Genomic DNA, 19623 nt, shown 5'->3' with positions numbered 1-19623 from the left:
GGATAAGTGCCACTAATGCACGAATTCAATTAACTCAAAGAGAATACCTCTTTTTTTATGAATGAATATCTACATATTTGACTGAATTTTTTTTTAATCCAGGAGAAAAATTAGTGTATTTGTGGCATGGATATGTGCCACTAATGCACGAATTCAATTAACTCAAAGAGAATACCTCTTTTTTTATGAATGAATATCTACATATTTGACTGAATTTTTTTTTAATCCAGGAGAAAAAATTAGTGCATTTGTGGCTTTTGTCATGCATAAAGACTTTGTCGCGATAATTTGCCGTCCCTAATTCCGTTAAAAATAAACTTTTTAGTTACTTTTACTCAAATTTTTAATTCATGGTTTTAAGCAGAATTTGGAGCGCGTTTATTATTGTCGCCATCATTGTCGGAAGTATAAAATATCTTTTTTCCGATTCCTACAAAGCGATTTATAACGATATGGTCGTTGGTAAAAGTGGCGATACCGTGCAGATAGCCAATCATAATATCGATGATTTAAGTCCTGAAATTAAAAATGCCTTATTGCTGAAACCCGTTTTTGAACAAAATAGAATTCATTATAAAACGGATTCTGCAAAATCAAAAGTTGCCGTTTATCGTGTTCAGCAAACTGATGGCGTTATCGGAACTTCTGAAACTGCGGTGAAAATCTGTTTGGGTTTAATCGGGATTATGACGCTCTTCATGGGATTCATGAGTATTGCCGAAAAAGCTGGTGGAATCAATCTGCTGTCCCGAATGATTCAGCCTTTTTTCTCCAAATTGTTTCCAGAAATCCCGAAAAATCACCCATCTTTTGGGCACATGTTACTGAATTTTTCGGCCAACCTTTTGGGTTTAGATAATGCCGCAACACCTTTTGGCCTGAAGGCGATGGAAAGTTTACAAACCTTAAACCCCGACAAAGACAACGCAAGTAATTCCCAAATTATGTTTCTCTGTCTGCATGCCGGTGGATTAACTTTAATTCCGGTTTCGATTATTGCAATCCGCGCTTCGATGGGGTCTCATACACCGACCGACATTTTTCTGCCGTGCATGATTGCGACATTTGCGGCAACTTTGGCAGCGATGATTGTGGTTTCTATTTATCAGAAAATCAATTTGTTACAGCCGATTGTCATTGCGTATGTTGGTGGAATTTCTGCAATTATCGGCTTATTGGTTGTTTATTTGGTGAGTTTAAGCAAAGAAGGACTCGATAATTTCAGCATGCTGTTGAGCAACGGAATTATTCTTCTCATTTTCTTCGCGATCGTTTTGGGTGCACTTTACAAAAAGATAGATGTTTTCGATGCTTTTATTGATGGCGCTAAAGAAGGATTCTGGACTTGTGTGAAAATCATTCCTTATCTGGTCGGAATGCTCATCGCAATTTCTTTGTTAAGAACTTCCGGCGTTTTCGATGTTTTAATTGATGGAATGAAATGGGTCGCACAAGTTGTCGGTTTTGACACGAGATTTGTTGATGGTTTGCCGACTGCTTTAATTAAACCGCTTTCAGGTTCCGGAGCGCGCGGAATGATGGTCGACACGATGCAGACTTTTGGTGCAGACAGTTTTCAGGGAAGATTAGCCGCGGTTTTACAGGGAAGTTCAGATACCACTTTTTATGTAATTGCCATTTATTTCGGTGCCGTAGGAATTAAAAACACTCGTTATACCGTTACAGCAATGCTTTTGGCAGATTTGGTAGGGATTATCACTTCGGTGGTTTTGGCGTATTTGTTTTTTGCGTAGAAATGTGGGTGTAAAGTTGGTGAAATTGGTGCAAATGGTTGCAAAATGGTGCAGAAGTTGGTGCAAAAAGGTGCAATGGTGCAATGGTGCAAAAGGTGGAAATTTGATTTGTTCTGTTTTTAAAAATATTAATAATAAAATATGAGTTACGAGGATCTTGATATTTACAAAATTTCATTTGATTTATTCATTGAAACTCATCGGAAATCTCTAAAACTCCCTAAACACGAACTGTATGAGCTGGGAAGTCAAATCCGACGATCTTCAGATTCAGTGAATTCTAATATTGTGGAAGGATATGGAAGAAGGATTTACAAAAATGATTATCTGAAATTTTTGAGATTTTCTCACAGCAGTTGCGATGAAACGTTAAACCACATTAAAAAACTCATTCACGTTTATCCTGATCTTTCATCAGAATTAGAACTTGAAAAATTGGCAGGAAATTATCGGACTTTAAGTATAAAAATTCATAACTATATTGAATATGTAAAAAACAACTGGCGCACCTAAAAACCCAATTATCCCTCTGCACCCAGTGCACCTTTGCACCAGTCGCACCCTTTGCACCATCTTGCAACTATTTGCACCCGCTGCACCCATTTAACCAACTTCACACTCTAAAAAATAAACCATGATCCACGACAAAGACTACATCATCAGAATAGTAAAACAGTTTTCAGAATTCCTTTCTAAAATGATTTTGGGAGGAAGCAACGGCGACCTTTCAGAACTTCAAAGGATTTTTGATACCAATATGAACGATACGTTTAAAATGGATTTTGAAACATTGGCTTCAAAATCTGCTGACGAAATTGTTCAGTTAATCAATGACAAAGACAAAAGCCATCATATTCCATATTTTGAATTGTTGGGAAACCTGTTCTACTTTAAAAATAAAGAAAATCCGAATCCCGGTTTTGCGGCAAAAGCCATCGTTTTCTACGAAAAATATTTACAGACAAGCGGCGTTTTTTCGATGCCGGTTGTAAGTAGAATCGGGGAGTTGAAAAAAGGATAAAACGGAATGGAAGAATTATATGAGCTTCTTGCTGAAAAAAAGGAAACCTTACAGAAATTCCAGAAAAAGCTGACCGTTTTAGGCTGGATCAGAGTGGCAGTATTCCTTTCTATTGCTTATTTTTTATTAAAATATTTCATTTTTGAAAGTGGTTTGCAAAGTCATTTGTATTTGGGGATTTTCTTCACGTTTTTATTTTTCATTTTGGGATATTTCCTTTTAAAGGTAAAACAGCAACTGCTTTTTTATAAAAATTATCTCCACATTGGAAATCAAATCATCACCAAAACAGAATTCGAAACAGGACTTGCTTTTGACGAAGATATTGACAATCATCCTTTTGCAAAAGATCTGGATATTCTGGGCAAAAATTCACTTTTCAGTTATCTTAACTATTGTGAAACGGTTTTAGGTAAAAATAAACTCAAAGATTTTCTTTTAAATTTAAGTTTAGAAAAAGCAAAAATAGTCGCTAAGCAAAAATCAATCACCGAACTTTCTCAAAAGACCGAATGGTACATTCATTTTCTCACTTTAGCGAAATCGCTGGATATCAATGGTGAAATCAAACATCCTGAACCTAAAGAACCTGTTTTTAAAAATGCCGTTTTAGCAAAAATTGCGGTCGTTGTAATTCCTGTTTTAACTTTCGGTGTTTTGTTTTCTTTGGTTTTTATCAGTATTCCCTCTTTATATCTGACTTTAATCTTTGTTGGCATTTTTACCTGTTCTAGATTTATTTTAATGTTTTATGGTAAAAAGATCGAATCCATTTCCGAGACTTTGTCTTTTAATTCGGAACAGTACGAACAGTTTTTAGCGGTATTTTCTCACATCGAAAAAGAACAGTTCAAAGAAGAACTGAATCAACAGCTGCAGAAGAAATTTGTTTCGGGGAAAAGCAAATCGTCGCGGAAAGAAATCGAGAAACTGGCGCGTCTCCTTAGAAATTACGAAAACGGACAAAGTAATATCGGCGTCATTCTGAATAATTTCTTCCTTTGGAAACTGAATTTTGCCCTGAAAATTGAAAATCAGATTAAAAATATTGAACAGGATTTACCGCAATGGTTTGATGCTTTTTCAGAGTTTGAAGCGTTGATTTCTTTGGGAATTTTCAAATTTAAAAATCCGGAATATCAATATCCGAAAATTTCTGATTCCGGCGAAAAGTTGAGCGCAGAAAAAATAATTCATCCTCTTTTATATCAGCCAGAAGTGGTTTCCAATGATTTTCAGATCTCTCAAAATACAGAAATCTCAATCATTACCGGTGCAAATATGACGGGAAAATCTACGTTTCTGCGAACGGTGGGAATTAATTTAGTGCTGGCAATGAACGGTTGTCCCGTTGCTGCAAGAGAATTTCGATTTATTCCGATGAAACTTTTTACGTCGATGCGAACGAGTGACTCTTTAAACGATGGAACTTCTTATTTTAATGCAGAGATTCTTCGTCTCCGAAGTCTGGTCGAAAATTTAGAGAAAGGAATCCCGCAGTTCATTATTTTAGATGAGATTTTAAAAGGCACCAATTCCCGGGATAAACTCACTGGTTCCGAATTATTCTTGGAAAAATTAATGAAAAGCAAAACCCTTTTTTCCTGCCTCATTGCCACCCACGATTTGGAACTCACCAAAATTGAACAGAAATTTCCTGCTGAGATTAAAAACTATTGTTTTGAATTAGAGCAAAAAAATGGGGAATTGGAAACCGATTATAAACTTCGAAACGGCGTTACCAAAAGCATGAATGCGATTTATCTGATGAAGAAATTCGGGATTATTGAGTAACGTTATTTAAATTTTAACTTATAAGTTGTGACTTATATATTTAAAATAAAAGTAACCGGAAGCTTTAAGATTTTAATGCTGAGTTTAATTTAAATAAGTGCTAAAGTAATTTGTAACAAATCACCAAAAATTCCGTCTTATTCTCTAAAATGATCAATGAAGAAATCTGCTGTTTTTTTTCTGAGTTTGCTGTCCGCTTTTGTGTTTTCTCAAAAAGTATGGACGTTGCAGGAATGTGTGAATTACGCTGTAGAAAACAATTTACAAGTTATTCAGAACACTTATAATAAGAAACTTCAGGATAATTCTTTACAAATTGCCAAACGGCAATATTTGCCGGGAGTTTCCGGAACCATTAATAGCAATGCAAGTTTCGGCCAGGGAAGAGATATTTTTGGAAACACCAACCGAAACGATAATTTCAACAATAATACAAGCGTTGGCGCCGATATTTTGATTTATAATAATGGCAGATTAGAAAAGAATATCAGAAAAACTGAGTTTGATGTTGAGGCCAGCAAATTTGATATCGAAAAGATCAAAAATGATATTTCACTTCAAATTGCACAGCAATATCTTTCCATCTTATTGAACCGGGAAATTACCAAAATTTCGGAAAGTGCTCTGGATAATGCCGACAAGCTCTACAAAAGAGCGAAGATCACCACAGAAGTCGGTACCACGCCACAAACGATTTTGGCAGAAGCGGAAGCGGCTCTGGCCCGGGAAAAACAAAATATAAAAACCGCACAGATCAACACGGAGCGGAGTTTGTTTGCGTTAGCGATGCTTTTGCAACTTCCTGATTATAAAAATTTCGATATTCAGAATGTCAATATTCAAAGTGAGATCGAGGCCCCATTATTTTCCGCAGACCAAATTATTGAAAAGGCATTTGAAAATCAGCCTCAAATAAAATCCGCAGAAGTAAGAATAAAATCCGCAGAAGCACAAACCGAAATTACAGAAACTGCTTTTTGGCCGACGGTAACCGCAAGCGCAGGAATTGGAACTTCCTATTTTAATTCTCTGGTGACCAATTATGCCGGCCGTGATATCAACGGAAACCCGATTAAAGAAAGTGGTTTTTTCAAACAGTACAAAGATAATTTCGGACAACAGCTCGGCCTTTCTGCCAACATTCCTATTTTCAATAAAGGGATTACCCGATTAAATGTTGAGCAATCGAAAATTAATGAAGATATTGCAAAAAATGCTTTGCTTCAACAAAAGCAGCAGGTTTTACAGAATGTGCAGCAAGCCCAGTTTGACGCAGAAAGTAATTACCAGGCCTATCTCGCAGCTTCACAAGCCGTGAAAAGCGCGAAGCTTGCACTGGATTTTGCAGAGAAAAGCTATAACGCCGGAAAAACGACGATTTACGACTTAAACATTGCCCGGAATAATTACGCAAATGCCCAGGGAAGTGTCGAGCAATCGAAGTTTAATTATCTGTTTAGTTTAAAACTGTTGAACTTCTATGCCGGAATTCCTTTATCTTTATAGAAATTTTTGGAGAAATTCTTAATCCTTTAAAAAAGTGGGAAAAAAGAATTTCTTACTTTTAAACGGAAGATAAAAAATGTCGATTTCGCTTTTAGAAAAATATTTACCGGACCAATGTTTACCGCATCTCAAGAAATGGTTTGGCGGTTATCCCATCCATATCAAAATCACGAGAGGCAGAAATTCCAAACTGGGCGATTATCGCAAAATGCCGGACAAATCGCATCAGATCACCATCAATTCAACCTTACAGCCGCAGCTTTTTTTCTTTGTTCTGACCCATGAGCTGGCGCACTTATTAGCATTCGAAAATTTCGGTCACCGGATTTCACCACACGGAGCGGAGTGGAAACATACCTTCAGAACAATGCTTTTAGAAAGTATTTCGGTGTATGCTGAAGATTTAAAACCCATTATTTTTAAATTTTTAAAGTCTCCCAAAGCCAATTTTATGTCGAGTCCGGATCTGGTAAGATACTTCCACATCGAGGATTATGAAGATGAAACTTCGTATATTGAAGATCTGGATGTAAAAGACCGGTTCATTTACAGAAAGCAGATTTATATCATTGAAGAAAAACGTAAAAAAAACTATCTTTGTACACAGCTCGATACCGATAAAAAATATATTTTTAAACCTTTGGCACGAGTAGAAAAAATAAGTTAAATATGTCTATGTCAAATAATTACTGTGTGATAATGGCAGGAGGAATCGGAAGTCGGTTCTGGCCAATGAGCACTCAAAAATACCCAAAACAGTTTCAGGATATTTTAGGAACAGGCCGAACGATGATTCAGCAAACCTACGATAGAATTAAAAAAATTGTACCAGTTGAAAACATCTATGTTATCACCAATAAGGAATATATCTCGCTCACGGCCGAACAATTGCCCGAAATTAATCCGGAAAATATTGTAGGTGAACCGATGATGAAAAATACGGCAGCCTGTAATATTTATATGGCCAAAAAGATCGCCGATAAAGACGCAGATGCCAATATCATTGTGCTTCCCGCAGATCATTTAATTTTAAAGGAAGAGACTTTTCTGCAAAAAGTAGAACTCGCTTTTAGTTTGGCAGAGGAAAATGATTATCTGATCACTTTGGGAATTAACCCAACACGTCCTGATACCGGTTACGGCTACATTCAGTTCGTTGAAAACAACAATTCTGACTATTTTAAAGTTAAAACCTTTACCGAAAAACCCGATTTGGAAATTGCCAAAACCTTTCTGGAAAGCGGTGACTTCCTGTGGAATGCCGGGATTTTTGTATGGAATGTAAAATCGATTCTTTCTGCGTTTGACCGTTATTTGCCGGAAATGACCCAGAATTTTGAAAGCTGCGAGTACAATTCAAAAGATGAAGAGCGGTGTATTGACTTGATTTATCCTAAAGTAAATAAAGTTTCGATTGACAACGGGATTTTGGAAAAAGCAAAAAACGTGTACGTTATTCCTGCAGATCTGGGTTGGAGCGATTTAGGAACCTGGACTTCAATTTATGAAAATGCCGAAAAAGGGGAGCATGAAAACTCGGTCAATACGAAACATGTGGTCACCTACAACTCAAAAGGGAATTTAATTAAGTTGAAAAATGTGAATAAAGCCGTTGTGATCGATGGATTAGAAAATTTCATTGTGGTGGATACCGAAAAAGCACTTTTAATTTGCCCGAGAGAAAATGACCAGCTCATCAAAGATTATGTGCATGACCTGAAAACCTTGAAAAAAGGTGAGAAATTTATGTAAAAAAAGGTCATAAAATAAAAATTCCTTTCATTGAGTTGAAAGGAATTTTTTTTATACCAAATCGATAATCCTTTGAATATTAATTTCTTCTAAACAGGCCCAGTCGCCGCGATAACATTCTTTATCACCAAAAACAGAGCAAGGTCGGCAGGTTAAATCCTTGACCTGAACGATGTCGTTTTCACTTTGTCCGTAGCCTAAAAATCCGGCGTAAGGATGGGTAGATCCCCAAACGGAAATGCATCGGGTTCCCACCAGACTTGCCAAATGCATATTGGCAGAATCCATCGAAATCATTACTTCCAGTTCTGCGATTTTTTGTAATTCTTCTTTTAAATTCAGTTTTCCTGCTAAATTTTCGGTATTGGGGATTTGCCGTTGCCAGTCGCCGAGAACGGTGATTTCATTTTTGCCGCCGCCAAAAAAATAGACTTTATGGTTTTGTGCCAGGATTTTAACGACCTCAAAGGTTTTTTCTAAAGGAAGCATTTTTCCTTTGTGCTGCGCGAAAGGTGCAATTCCGATTCCTTTTTTGGTGATGTTTTTCTGTGGATATTGATGAGAAAGTTCGAGGTTGAAATTCATCGCACGGAAGACATCTGCGTACCGTTCGCTGGTCGGTTTCAGCTTTTTTTTATCCAGATTCCAGACATCTGTAAGGGCTTCCTTTTCCTCTTTTCCTTTGTTGATTTTAAAGACTTTGAACCCATTTTTAATAAAAAATAAATCGAGGGTCTTTGTTCGGATCACATCGTGTAAATCAGCAATATAATCGGGTCTGTATTCTTTTAATAAAGTTCTGCCTAATTTTCGCAGCCCCCAGAAACCTTTGTAATCGTCGACATCAATTCCCCTGAAAATAAGATTAGGAATGCCTTCAAATAAATCTTTGAAGTTATCCCGGGAAACCATGACCACCTGTACATCTGGATTCTGCTGAAGAAACTCGGTGAAAACGGGAACGGTCATCGCGACGTCTCCGAAAGCGGAAAAACGATATGCTAATATTCTGATCAAGACTTTAATTGAAATGCGACTGCGTAAAACTTAATTTGCTTGGTCATCGCCATCAAACCATTGGCTCGTGACGGCGAAAGGAACTCCTGCAATCCGATTTCTTCAATGAATTTAAAATCAGAATCTAAAATTTCCTGGGTTGTATGACCGCTGTAAATAGAGACTAAAAGTGAGATGATTCCTTTGGGTAAAATCCCGTCAGAATCAGCATTGAAGTATAGTTTTCCCTCTTTGAATTCTGCATCAATCCATACTTTTGACTGGCAGCCTTTAATTAAATTGTCATCGGTTTTCCGGTCTTCAGGTAATCCTTTCAGTTCTTTCCCAAGATCGATAATGTATTCGTATTTCTGTTCCCAATCTTCCATAAATGCGAATGCATCTACGGTTTCCTGCTGTTTTTCTTTGATGGTCATTGCTCAGTTCAATTTGTGCAAAGATAAGAAATTCGGTGTTAGAAATTTTCTTCAACAACCTGTTTGAATAAGGCGAGGATTTTGGGTTCTTCCTTTTCCCAGCACAGTTCCTGTGAAGCTCTTTCCAATTCAGGCTGATAGAATTCGCGTCCTTTTGCAATAACTGTTTTTATTTTTTCTGCAAGATTAAGCGGATCGTGATTTTCAACAATTTCTCCCACTTTAAACTGATTGTAAACCCGCATCATTTCAGGGAAATTGATTAAAACCAAGGGAACCCTTGCCTGAATACAGTCTGAAACCTTATTAGGTAAGGAATAAAGATAGCTGACACCACCGTTTTCTTCAATGCTTAAAGCGACATCCGCCGTTTTCGTTAGTTTTCTAAGTTCTGTTGGAATTAACTTTCCTAAAAACACAACTTTGTTTTCCAATCCTTCTTTTTTTACAAGCGCCTCGTATTCCGTTCTTTTGGGGCCGTCGCCGGCAATTTTAAAAATAACATTGTCTAAATGTCTGGTGGCTAAAATGGCTTGAGAAATTCCCCTCGACTGGTTAATAATTCCTTGATAGAGCAGGATTTTCGGATTATTTTTGGGTATATCAATTGGCTCTGAAATTCGCCTTGGGATATTTCTTACAACCACAGGATTTACGCCATATTGATCAGCGAACCATTCTGCGTAGCTGTAACTTTCCGTCATCATATATTTGATGTTGGGCACCAGTTTTTGTTCTAAAAATCTCCATATTTTTTGCGAAATTTTACCTTGGATGGCAGGCATTTCAGTAAAGATTTCATGACTGTCAAATAGAAGTGGGATATTTAATTTTTTAGAAATGAGTGTATTGGGCAACAGCGCATCCAAATCATTCGCAAGGAGGATGGTGTTTTTATCGGCATTCTTTTTAAGTTCTTTATAAAGTTTCCAGTTGAATTCTGCGTAGGCAGTTTTTAACGAAGATGAAAAATGTTTGATCCGAAGGAATTTATAAGGACGGTGCATTGCTCCTGCGCCTCCCCAATCATTTCCTATTAAAAGTACTTCATATCCATTTTTATGCAAAGTTTCGCACACCTTTTCAATTCTTTGGTCGGTATACAAACTGCTAAATGCTGAAACAATAACTTTCATAATGCGTATTTACGATTTTTTCACCAGATGATAAACCTGAATACCGCAAAGCACAGCGTTGGGAATAATAATCGGCCAAAGATAATTGCTGTAAATACCATATAACACAAACAGGACACAACCAATAAGATTGATAATTCTGATTTTCTTGATGTCCTTCAGCGCAAAACTCAAAACGATGAAAAAAGATGCAGCGTAACCGATGTAGTTGGTAATTTCGGGAGTCATAGTATTCTTTTTTGAGAGACAAACGTAATGATTTTCACTGAAATAAGAAAATCATTTCTGCCATTTAGTCTTGAATTGATTTTGGTAAAGAATTTGTAACTTACATAGAGAATTTAAAGATTTTTATCTATCTTCAATTAACAGACGAGAAACAATAATATGGATAGTCAATTTTCAAACGGTTTGAATCAAGTTTTCAAACACAGTAAAGACGAAGCAAGACGCTTGCACAGCGAGTTTCTTAATACAGAGCATTTCATCTTAGGAATGATTAAAACAGACAACTCTGCCAAGGAGATCATGCATAATTTGGGAGCCGATTTAACCCAAATCAAAAGAAAAATCGAGACCATGGCCGTGGCCAGTTTAAACCCATTTTCTGCAGAAAGTGAAAAGATATCTTTTACCAAAATGGCTGACCAAGCCGTGAAAAGGTCGGAATTGGAATGCAGACAGTACCAAAGTTCAGAAGTGAATACCGTTCATTTGTTACTCGGTATTCTTTATAAATCAGAGGATCCTACGACCAGTATTTTAAGTTCGTACGATATCGATTATGAAAGAGTAACCAAGGAATATCAGACGATGTTGAAAAACTCAGGACAAAGTCCTAAAATGAGTGCATACGATGATGACGAAGAACGGGAGGAATTCGGACAAATGAGAAGACCTACCGGCAATATTGGCACCGGTAAAAGCAAAACACCGACTTTGGATAACTTCGGAAGAGATCTTACCACGCTTGCCCGGGAAGGAAAACTGGATCCGGTAATCGGTCGTGAAAAAGAAATCGAAAGGGTTTCACAGATTTTATCCAGAAGGAAAAAGAATAACCCTCTTTTAATCGGGGAGCCTGGTGTTGGTAAATCGGCAATAGCAGAAGGTTTAGCTTTACGGATTCAACAGAAAAAAGTTTCCCGGGTTCTTTATGGAAAACGCGTGATTACTTTAGATCTGGCAAGTTTAGTGGCTGGAACAAAATACCGTGGTCAGTTCGAAGAGAGAATGAAAGCCATCATGACCGAACTGGAAAAAAACCGCGATGTCATTTTGTTCATCGATGAATTGCACACGATTGTTGGAGCAGGAAGTTCAACCGGAAGTTTAGATGCTTCCAATATGTTTAAACCTGCGCTCGCAAGGGGCGAAATTCAATGTATTGGTGCCACGACTCTTGACGAATACCGACAGTATATCGAGAAAGACGGTGCTTTAGAAAGACGTTTTCAAAAGGTAATGGTAGAGCCAACTACCGTGGAGGAAACCGTACAGATTTTAAATCAAATTAAAGACAAATACGAAGACCACCACAATGTGACTTATACCGATGAGGCGATTCTGGCCTGTGTGAATTTAACCGCACGGTATATTACCGACCGGTTTTTGCCGGATAAAGCGATCGATGCAATGGATGAAGCAGGTTCCAGAGTGTATATTAAAAATATGAAAGTTCCTACCGAAATCATCGAACACGAAAAAAGCATCGAAGAAATTAAGGAACTGAAACAGGCAGCAGTTAAAAAGCAGGATTACCTTGAAGCACGAAAACTAAAAGATGAAGAAGAGCGCTTGCAGATGGAACTAAATGCAGCGCAGGAACAGTGGGATAAAGATGTCAAAGAGAAAAAAGAAATCGTAGACGAGGAAAGTGTCGCGGAAGTGGTTTCTATGATGAGTGGAATTCCGGTAACCAAAGTCGGTAAAAACGAACTCGATAAACTGGCACAGATGGAAACGATACTTAGCGGAAAAGTAATTGGACAGGCGGATGCGGTGAAAAAAGTGGTGAAAGCCATCCAAAGAAACAGAGCCGGTCTGAAAGATCCAAACCGTCCGATCGGAACTTTCATTTTTCTGGGAACAACCGGTGTTGGTAAAACAGAACTTGCAAAAGTAATGGCTCGTGAACTCTTTGACTCTGATGAAGCTTTAATCAGAATCGACATGAGTGAATACATGGAAAAATTCGCGGTTTCCCGCTTGGTCGGTGCGCCTCCGGGATATGTGGGTTATGAAGAAGGCGGCCAGCTGACCGAAGCGGTTCGCAGAAAACCTTATGCGGTGGTGCTTTTAGATGAAATTGAAAAAGCCCATCCCGATGTATTCAATATCTTGCTGCAGATTTTAGATGAAGGTTTTGTAACCGATTCTTTAGGCAGAAAAATAGACTTTAGAAATACAATCATCATTTTAACCTCTAATATTGGAACCAGAGATTTAAAAGATTTCGGCGACGGAGTCGGTTTTGGCACCAATGCGAAGAAATCAAATACCGATGCAAGAGCCAGAAGTACCATTGAAAATGCCCTGAAGAAAGCTTTTGCTCCTGAATTCTTAAATAGAATTGACGACATCGTGATCTTTAATAACCTAGAAAAAGAAGATATTTCTAAAATTATCGATCTGGAATTGGCTAAACTCTACAGCCGTCTCGAAAAATTAAACTACAAAGTTGAACTGACAGACGATGCCAAAGAATTTATCGCTGAAAAAGGCTGGGACAAAGACTTTGGAGCCAGACCTCTGAAACGTGCCATCCAGAAATATATCGAAGATCTTTTGGCAGAAATGTTGGTGAACAAACTGCTGACCGAAGGCGGAACGGTAGTCTTGAAACTGAATGAAGCCAAAGACGGTTTAGAAGGTGAGCCTGTTAAAACTAAAGCAACGGCAAAATAACTTTTCAATTAACTTATAAAAAAAACCGTCCCGTCAGTATGTTGACGGGACGGTTTTTTATTTTAATAAAAGCAGGATGTTTTATTTAATTTCTATACATCCAACTCTGCCACCTGCATTTCCGGTGGGCTGGGTATGGAAATCATCTGCACCTGCATGAATGATAATTGATTTTCCAATGATATTTTTGGTATCATCCTTACACCCCAAACACCAGTTGTCGGTTTTGAAAACCAGTCTCGCAGTTCCATCTTTGTCGGCAACCAGATTCCCGATGTCGCCCATGTGAAATTCGCCATGTTCCCATTTTCCGTGTTTCTCTGCCGTGGGATTCCAGTGTCCGCCTGCAGAACTTCCGTCCGCCGCCGAGCAGTCTCCTTTTTCATGAATATGTACGGCGTGAATGCCTGGAGTTAATTTGTAAACATTCAGGTCCATTTCGACATTTTTACCCGTTTGAGAAAATGCAGCGGTTCCCTGAGTGGCGGTTCCGCTTTTAGAATTGATGACATAAGACTTTGTGGTGGTGCAGGATACAGCAATAATTGCGCTGCATAGCAACATAGAAAATGAAGCGATTTTCATAATATTTATTTTGAGGTTAATGTAAATAATTGTTTTTGAATAAGCTAAAAGATAATTTAAAATACCATTCGGTTTACAAATTTAACCATTCGGTAGATTATATTTTCATCAAAAGCCATTCCGTAATAGATTTGCGGTATAAAATTCTCATCATGCAGCCTTTCATTATTTCTAAAGTTCTCCTTTTTGTGTTTTTTTTGGCAGGCATTTTTTCCAATGCACAGATTACGGTGTCGGGGAAAGTTAATTTCAAAAATAAAGGGATCAAAGATATTTCGGTCACTTTAAAAGATACTTACGACGGTGCAACAACTGACGAAAATGGAAACTATTCTTTTGAAACCACTGAAAAAGGAGCGCAGGTCTTGGTTTTTTCAAATTCTAAATTTGTCGAAGTTGAGAAACCAATTTTGATCGGAACGGAAAATCTTAGCGTTAATTCTGATCTTGAAGAACAGATTTCTGAAATTGATGCCGTAGTTATTTCTGCCGGTTCCATTGAAGCGAGTGATAAAAAAAGAGCGACGGCACTGTTAACTCCAATTGATATTTACACCACTGCGGGTGCAAACGGACAAATTTCTTCCGCTTTGGAAACCCTGCCAGGAGTTCAGAAAATCGGTGAAACCGAAGGGTTGTTTGTCCGCGGCGGAACCGGCGAGGAAACTAAATTTTTTATGGATGGAAATTTAGTCAACAATTTTTTCGGAAATTCAGTTCCCGGGATCAAAGCGATGGATCGGTTAAATACTTCTTTATTTAAAGGGAATGTGTTTTCCAGCGGCGGATATTCTGCCGTTTACGGACAGGCATTATCTTCAGTTTTGGTCTTGGAAAGTATCGATTTTCCGGAAAAGAATTCGATTGATTTAGGGATTTCGGCTCTGTTTGTAACCGCGGGATTTCAAAATGTAAACGGAGAAAAATCGAAGTCTTTTGGTGTTTTTGGTTCGTACTCTAATCTGGGATTAATGACGGAATTAATTAAATTCAATAATGATTTTACCAAAGCTCCCGAAAGTTTTGGGACCAACTTTAACTTTAGATTAAAAAATAAAAAAGGAGGAATCCTGAAATATTACGGAAGTTTTGACACCAATACAATCGGATTGCAGACAGAAAGTTTAGAGCCGAATATCGATTTTGATCAGACTTCTTTAAAAGGGAAAAACACTTTTCATAACTTATCTGTCAGGCAGAAATGGGGCGAATATGTGGTGAATTTAGGAAGTTCTTATACTTTTAATTCCAGTTTTATTCACCTTAGCAATACGTATGAAAATGTAGAAATTAATCCAAATTCAATAGAGATTAAAGGAAATTATTTCAATGTGAAAGGCGTGGTAGAAAGAAAAATCAATCGGATTTCAGCGGTTAGAGGCGGTATTGAATTTAATCAGGCCCGAGAAATAACAGATATTGAAATATCCCAAGTTTCTTTTCAGTCCCATAATCAAATTACTTCGGTTTTTGCCGAAACAGAATTAGGTTTCAGCAATCATTTGTCAGCGAAAGTTGGTGTAAGAACGGAGTATTCATCAGCAGTTAATCAATGGAATCTGTCCCCAAGATTGGCAATGGCATATCGAATTTCAAAAAACTGGACCAGTTCTCTGGCGTATGGAATTTTCTACCAAAATCCGGAGCAGAAATATTTTGGAAGCAGTCCTTTAAACTATCAAAAAGCGGAACATTATATTTTACAAATACAAAAATCAGAAGAAGGAAGAAGTTTTCGGCTCGAAGCTTTTTATAAAAATTACAGCGATCTCATTAAAACAAAAGTTTTAGATTATCGTCCCATCGCCATTAATAATAACGGAAATGGTTTTGCCAAAGGTTTCGAAATTTTCTGGCGGGATAAAAAGTCAATCAAAAATATCGACTACTGGATTTCATATTCTTATCTGGATTCCAGGCGTAATTACCTGAATTATGACCAAAGTTTATTTCCCAATTTCGCGGCAAAACACACGCTTTCTGTCGTGGCTAAAAAATTTGTCACCGACTGGAAAACCGGTTTTAATCTTTCTTATTCTTACGCTTCCGGAAGACCGTTTTATAATTTTCAAACACAAGAAAATGGAGAGTATTATTTGAACAGTCAAGGGAAATTAAAAGATTTTAATGCTTTGAATTTCAGTTTAAATTATCTGCCAAATCTGGGTAAAAAAGACTCGAAAGCATTTACAGTATTGGTATTGTCTGTGAACAATATTTTGGGACAAAAGAATATTTACGGCTACCAATTTTCAAATGACGGCTTAAGAAGTAAACCGGTTTTACCGTCTGCCAGCACTTTTGTTTTTATCGGAGCTTTCATCAATTTTGGTATTGACAGAACGCAGGATGCAATAAATAACAATCTTTAATACGGTTCAGAAAAGAAAATTAACCCTTCGGAGAGAAAGAATTTCATCCGGCTTTTACCTCAATTACCTTTGACTTATCAAAAACATAATCATCAAAAATTTAAAACAATGAAAAAATTAGTATTAATAATGTTTGTCGTTTGCTCAGTAAGCATTTTTGCCCAAACTGCCTTCGAAAAAGTAATGTCTGAAAAAATCGAAAAATTAGAACAGTCTAAAACGGCGGAAGATTTTACTGCGGTTTCAAATGATTTTGTAAGAATCGGTGATAAAGAAAAAACAGAGTGGCTGCCTTATTATTACGCTGCTCATGCTATGATTGAAAAAGGCAGAAGTTTAATGCGTGCCGGAAAACTTTCAGAACTGGACGCTGTTGCGGCAGAAGCACAAACTTCTTTAGACAAAGCATATTCACTGAGTAAAGATAATGCAGAAATCCTGATTTTACAGAAAATGATTCACGGTTTAAAAATGATGGTCGACCCGCAGGCGAGATTTATGAGCGAAGGAATGTTGGGCGCAGATGCTTTAGGAAAGGCAGAAAAACTGGATTCCGGAAACCCCAGAATTACTTTATTGAAAGCAGAAGATACGTATTATACGCCGGAACAGTTTGGTGGCAGTAAAACAAAAGGTTTGGAATTATTTCAAAAATCGCTGGACCAGTTCAAAGTGTACCAGTCAAAATCAGCATTACATCCGACTTGGGGGAAAGGCGAAGCGGAATATTTCCTGGCGAGTAAACCTTAATTCAATTTAATTCGCCATAAAACCTCTGGAATTTCCAGAGGTTATTTTTGTTTGAAGCAAAAAATAAATCGCTATTTTTACCCGTTGAAAAAATGAGCGGGAATTTCTTTTAACATCGGACTTTCTCCGCAATTCATTTAATGAAAAATGACGCAGTTGCAATAATGAATAACTGCCAAAAACAGATTAGACCCTTTTATTAAAATGTCGGATATTATAAAACTTTTACCAGATCATGTTGCCAACCAAATCGCCGCCGGAGAAGTGGTGCAGCGGCCTGCTTCTATCGTAAAAGAATTAGTCGAAAATTCCATCGACGCTGGTGCCACAAAAATCGAACTGATTATTCGGGATGCCGGGCGTAACTTGATTCAGGTCGTAGATAACGGAAACGGCATGAGTGAAACTGATGCGCGGCTGGCGTTCGAAAGACACGCAACATCAAAGATCAGTACCACCGAAGATATCTTTCGGATTTCTACCAAAGGCTTTCGTGGTGAAGCTTTGGCTTCGATTGCCGCGGTGGCAGAAGTGGAGTTGAAAACCAAAACGAAAGATGCCAAAATCGGTACCAATATTTATATTGAAGGCGGAGGATTCCAATTTCAGGAACCGATTCAAACAGCGGAAGGTTCCAATTTTTCAGTGAAGAATCTGTTCTATAATGTTCCGGCCAGAAGAAAATTTCTGAAAAACAACAATATTGAATTCCGTCATATTATTGACGAATTTCAAAGGGTTGCTTTGGCTCACGAAAATCTGGATTTCGAGCTTTTCCACAATGACGATATTGTTTTCAGATTGCGGAAAGGCAGTTTGTTGCAGAGAATTGTAGATGTTTTTGGCCGAAAATTACAGCCGCTTCTTATTCCTATTAAAGAAGATTTGGGCTGGATTCAACTCAACGGATTTGTCGCAAAACCGGAAGGCGCTAAAAAAACCAGGGGCGAACAGTTTTTCTTTGTTAATGGGAGATATTTCAGAAGTCCTTACTTTAATAAAGCCGTTCAGGAAGCATTCGAAGGCTTGCTTTTGCCCGGATATATTCCGACATTTTTCCTGTTTCTGGAATTGGATCCGCAGAAAGTGGATGTCAACATTCATCCTCAAAAAACGGAAGTTAAATTTGAAGATGATAATTTGATTTTCGCTTTGATCCGATCCACGATCAAGCGGTCTTTGGGCATCTATAATGTTTCGCCAAGTCTGGATTTTGAACGCGATTCAGGAATGGATGCTTTTTTAAACCAACCAAAAACCGGTGGAAGTTTTAAAGCACCTGAAATCGTGGTCGACCGTGATTACAATCCTTTCCGTGAAGAAACCGTTTCGCCGGGTGAAAAAGTGGCGATGGCTGAAATGTATCAGCAAAATATACAGGCAGAACCTTCGAAAATTAATTTATTTGAAGAAGAAGATTTCGATGAGGATTTAATGCGTCTTCCAAACGGATATTGGCTTTTTAATAAAAACGGAAAAACATTAATGCTCGACTTGGGCAGAATGCACCGCCTGATCGTGAGTGAAAGAAATGCAAAAAAGAAACGCAGTAATGAAAAACATACGCTTCTTTTTTCGCTCGAATACCACATGAATGAAACGGAGAAAAATAAGTTCCGCTCCATTAAAAAGTATCTACCGGAACTGGGTTTTGAAATGATTATTGCAAACGACAATGTGCTGCGGATCGATGCGGTGCCGCAAGGATTAAAAGAAACCCAGGTGATGAAATTCCTCGAAAATATTTTTGAAATATTAGAATACCGTACGGAAGAGGAATTTCTGGATTTTTATAACAGCCAATGGAATAAAATCCAGAGCAAATCGCGTTTTGATTTCTTATATAAAATGGATGCTGAACAGGTGATTAAAGATTTCACTGCATTGGGTTTTCCAGAATATTTACCATCGGGGAAAAGATGTTTTATCGAAGTCCCATTAGATGAATTAAAAAATAAATTTTAAATTATGTTTCCAAGACTCACGCCGATCACCAAAAACATCATCATCCTGAATGTCATATTTTATTTGGCTTCGAATTTCATTATGTTTCCAAAACTGTATGAAATGTTTTCGGTGTATTATATCGCTTCTCCTTATTTCAAGGTTTGGCAGGTCATCACGCACATGTTTATGCATGCACCGTTGGAAAGCGGGATGGGGATTACGCATATTCTTTTTAATATGTTGACATTAATGAGTTTCGGTCCGGTTCTGGAGCAGGTTGTTGGTGATAGAAAATATATCATTCTTTATTTTGCCAGCGGTATCGGAGCGTATGCTTTGAACTGTGGCTGGAATTATTTTGAGCTCAGCCAGGGCGCAAATCCAGCGGATATTTATGCCATTCCTATGATGGGCGCCTCGGGTGCGATTTTCGGTGTTGTTGCTGCATTTTCGACCATGTTCCCGGATTCCAAATTATTCTTTATGTTTGTTCCTTTTGGGATTAAAGCCAAATATCTTTTACCCGCAATCATCGTGATTTCACTCTATTTAGGATTCAGTGGATCGATGGCAGGAGTTGCCCATTTTGCTCATATTGGTGGCGCCGTCGTCGGGTATCTTCTGGCAAAGAGATGGAAAGACAATCAGTACAGAATTAATTAAAAC

General features: G+C 37.8%; 17 protein-coding genes. 12 read left to right on the top strand and 5 right to left on the bottom strand.

Annotated features, from left to right (window positions below):
* Nucleotides 1-350: 350 nt before the first annotated feature.
* The 7 genes from QF004_RS06620 to QF004_RS06590 all read left to right on the top strand — a co-directional run bounded on the left by QF004_RS06620 (nt 351) and on the right by QF004_RS06590 (nt 7827).
* The gene (locus tag QF004_RS06620) at nt 351-1754 is read left to right on the top strand and encodes a nucleoside recognition domain-containing protein (RefSeq protein ID WP_307424169.1); all 1404 of its coding nucleotides are present in this window, start codon (nt 351-353) and stop codon (nt 1752-1754) included.
* A 141-nt stretch (nt 1755-1895) separates the two neighbouring features.
* Complete coding sequence (locus tag QF004_RS06615) at nt 1896-2267, top strand: four helix bundle protein (protein ID WP_307424167.1); 372 nt, start codon at nt 1896-1898, stop codon at nt 2265-2267.
* Nucleotides 2268-2388: 121 nt separating this feature from the next.
* Complete coding sequence (locus tag QF004_RS06610; protein ID WP_307424164.1) at nt 2389-2775, top strand: hypothetical protein; 387 nt, start codon at nt 2389-2391, stop codon at nt 2773-2775.
* Between the two features lie 6 nt (nt 2776-2781).
* On the top strand, nt 2782-4569 hold the full coding sequence (locus QF004_RS06605; protein WP_307424161.1) for a DNA mismatch repair protein MutS: 1788 nt from the start codon (nt 2782-2784) through the stop codon (nt 4567-4569).
* Between the two features lie 156 nt (nt 4570-4725).
* The gene (locus QF004_RS06600) at nt 4726-6075 is read left to right on the top strand and encodes a TolC family protein (protein WP_307424158.1); all 1350 of its coding nucleotides are present in this window, start codon (nt 4726-4728) and stop codon (nt 6073-6075) included.
* 76 nt (nt 6076-6151) lie between these two features.
* Nucleotides 6152-6742 carry a SprT-like domain-containing protein gene (locus QF004_RS06595; protein ID WP_133439274.1) on the top strand — a complete coding sequence of 197 codons (591 nt, stop codon included), beginning with the start codon at nt 6152-6154 and terminating at the stop codon, nt 6740-6742.
* Nucleotides 6743-6744: 2 nt separating this feature from the next.
* The gene (locus QF004_RS06590) at nt 6745-7827 is read left to right on the top strand and encodes a mannose-1-phosphate guanylyltransferase (RefSeq protein WP_246012451.1); all 1083 of its coding nucleotides are present in this window, start codon (nt 6745-6747) and stop codon (nt 7825-7827) included.
* A gap of 51 nt (nt 7828-7878) precedes the next feature.
* On the opposite strand, the gene QF004_RS06585 is transcribed toward QF004_RS06590, so the two are convergent.
* Genes QF004_RS06585 through QF004_RS06570 form a run of 4 tightly spaced genes read right to left on the bottom strand, consistent with a single transcriptional unit; the run spans nt 7879 to nt 10624 of the window.
* Entirely contained in the window at nt 7879-8841 is a 963-nt protein-coding gene (locus tag QF004_RS06585; protein WP_133441061.1) for a glycosyltransferase family 9 protein, read from the bottom strand.
* The gene (locus QF004_RS06580; RefSeq protein WP_133439275.1) at nt 8841-9260 is read right to left on the bottom strand and encodes a SufE family protein; all 420 of its coding nucleotides are present in this window, start codon (nt 9258-9260) and stop codon (nt 8841-8843) included. Before QF004_RS06580 ends, QF004_RS06585 begins: the two co-directional genes overlap by 1 nt.
* A 38-nt stretch (nt 9261-9298) precedes the next feature.
* Nucleotides 9299-10396 carry a glycosyltransferase gene (locus QF004_RS06575; protein ID WP_133439276.1) on the bottom strand — a complete coding sequence of 366 codons (1098 nt, stop codon included), beginning with the start codon at nt 10394-10396 and terminating at the stop codon, nt 9299-9301.
* A 9-nt stretch (nt 10397-10405) separates the two neighbouring features.
* Nucleotides 10406-10624, bottom strand: a complete 219-nt coding sequence (locus QF004_RS06570) for a uroporphyrinogen decarboxylase (RefSeq protein WP_133439277.1) — start codon at nt 10622-10624, stop codon at nt 10406-10408.
* Between the two features lie 159 nt (nt 10625-10783).
* On the opposite strand from QF004_RS06570, the gene QF004_RS06565 reads away from it, so the two are divergent.
* On the top strand, nt 10784-13303 hold the full coding sequence (locus QF004_RS06565; RefSeq protein WP_133439278.1) for an ATP-dependent Clp protease ATP-binding subunit: 2520 nt from the start codon (nt 10784-10786) through the stop codon (nt 13301-13303).
* Nucleotides 13304-13384: 81 nt separating this feature from the next.
* Here the strand turns inward: QF004_RS06565 and QF004_RS06560 are convergent, their stop codons facing one another.
* Nucleotides 13385-13888, bottom strand: coding sequence for a superoxide dismutase family protein (locus tag QF004_RS06560; RefSeq protein ID WP_307424148.1), 504 nt, complete (start codon nt 13886-13888; stop codon nt 13385-13387).
* Between the two features lie 35 nt (nt 13889-13923).
* On the opposite strand from QF004_RS06560, the gene QF004_RS06555 reads away from it, so the two are divergent.
* The 4 genes from QF004_RS06555 (at nt 13924) to QF004_RS06540 (ending at nt 19620) form a co-directional block, all read left to right on the top strand.
* Nucleotides 13924-16260, top strand: a complete 2337-nt coding sequence (locus QF004_RS06555; protein ID WP_307424145.1) for a TonB-dependent receptor — start codon at nt 13924-13926, stop codon at nt 16258-16260.
* 108 nt (nt 16261-16368) lie between these two features.
* Nucleotides 16369-17010 (top strand): hypothetical protein, encoded by a 642-nt coding sequence (locus QF004_RS06550; RefSeq protein ID WP_307424142.1) that lies wholly within the window; start codon nt 16369-16371, stop codon nt 17008-17010.
* A gap of 204 nt (nt 17011-17214) precedes the next feature.
* A complete protein-coding gene (gene mutL, locus QF004_RS06545; protein ID WP_307424139.1) occupies nt 17215-18975 on the top strand; it encodes a DNA mismatch repair endonuclease MutL in 1761 nt (586 codons plus the stop codon).
* A gap of 3 nt (nt 18976-18978) precedes the next feature.
* On the top strand, nt 18979-19620 hold the full coding sequence (locus QF004_RS06540) for a rhomboid family intramembrane serine protease (protein WP_133439282.1): 642 nt from the start codon (nt 18979-18981) through the stop codon (nt 19618-19620).
* Nucleotides 19621-19623 lie beyond the last annotated feature (3 nt).

It is taken from the genome of Chryseobacterium sp. MDT2-18, assembly GCF_030815285.1.
GTDB lineage: Bacteria > Bacteroidota > Bacteroidia > Flavobacteriales > Weeksellaceae > Kaistella > Kaistella salivictor.
The sequence above is the reverse complement of the archived record's forward strand: the minus strand, read 5'-3'. Positions and strand labels throughout refer to the sequence as shown.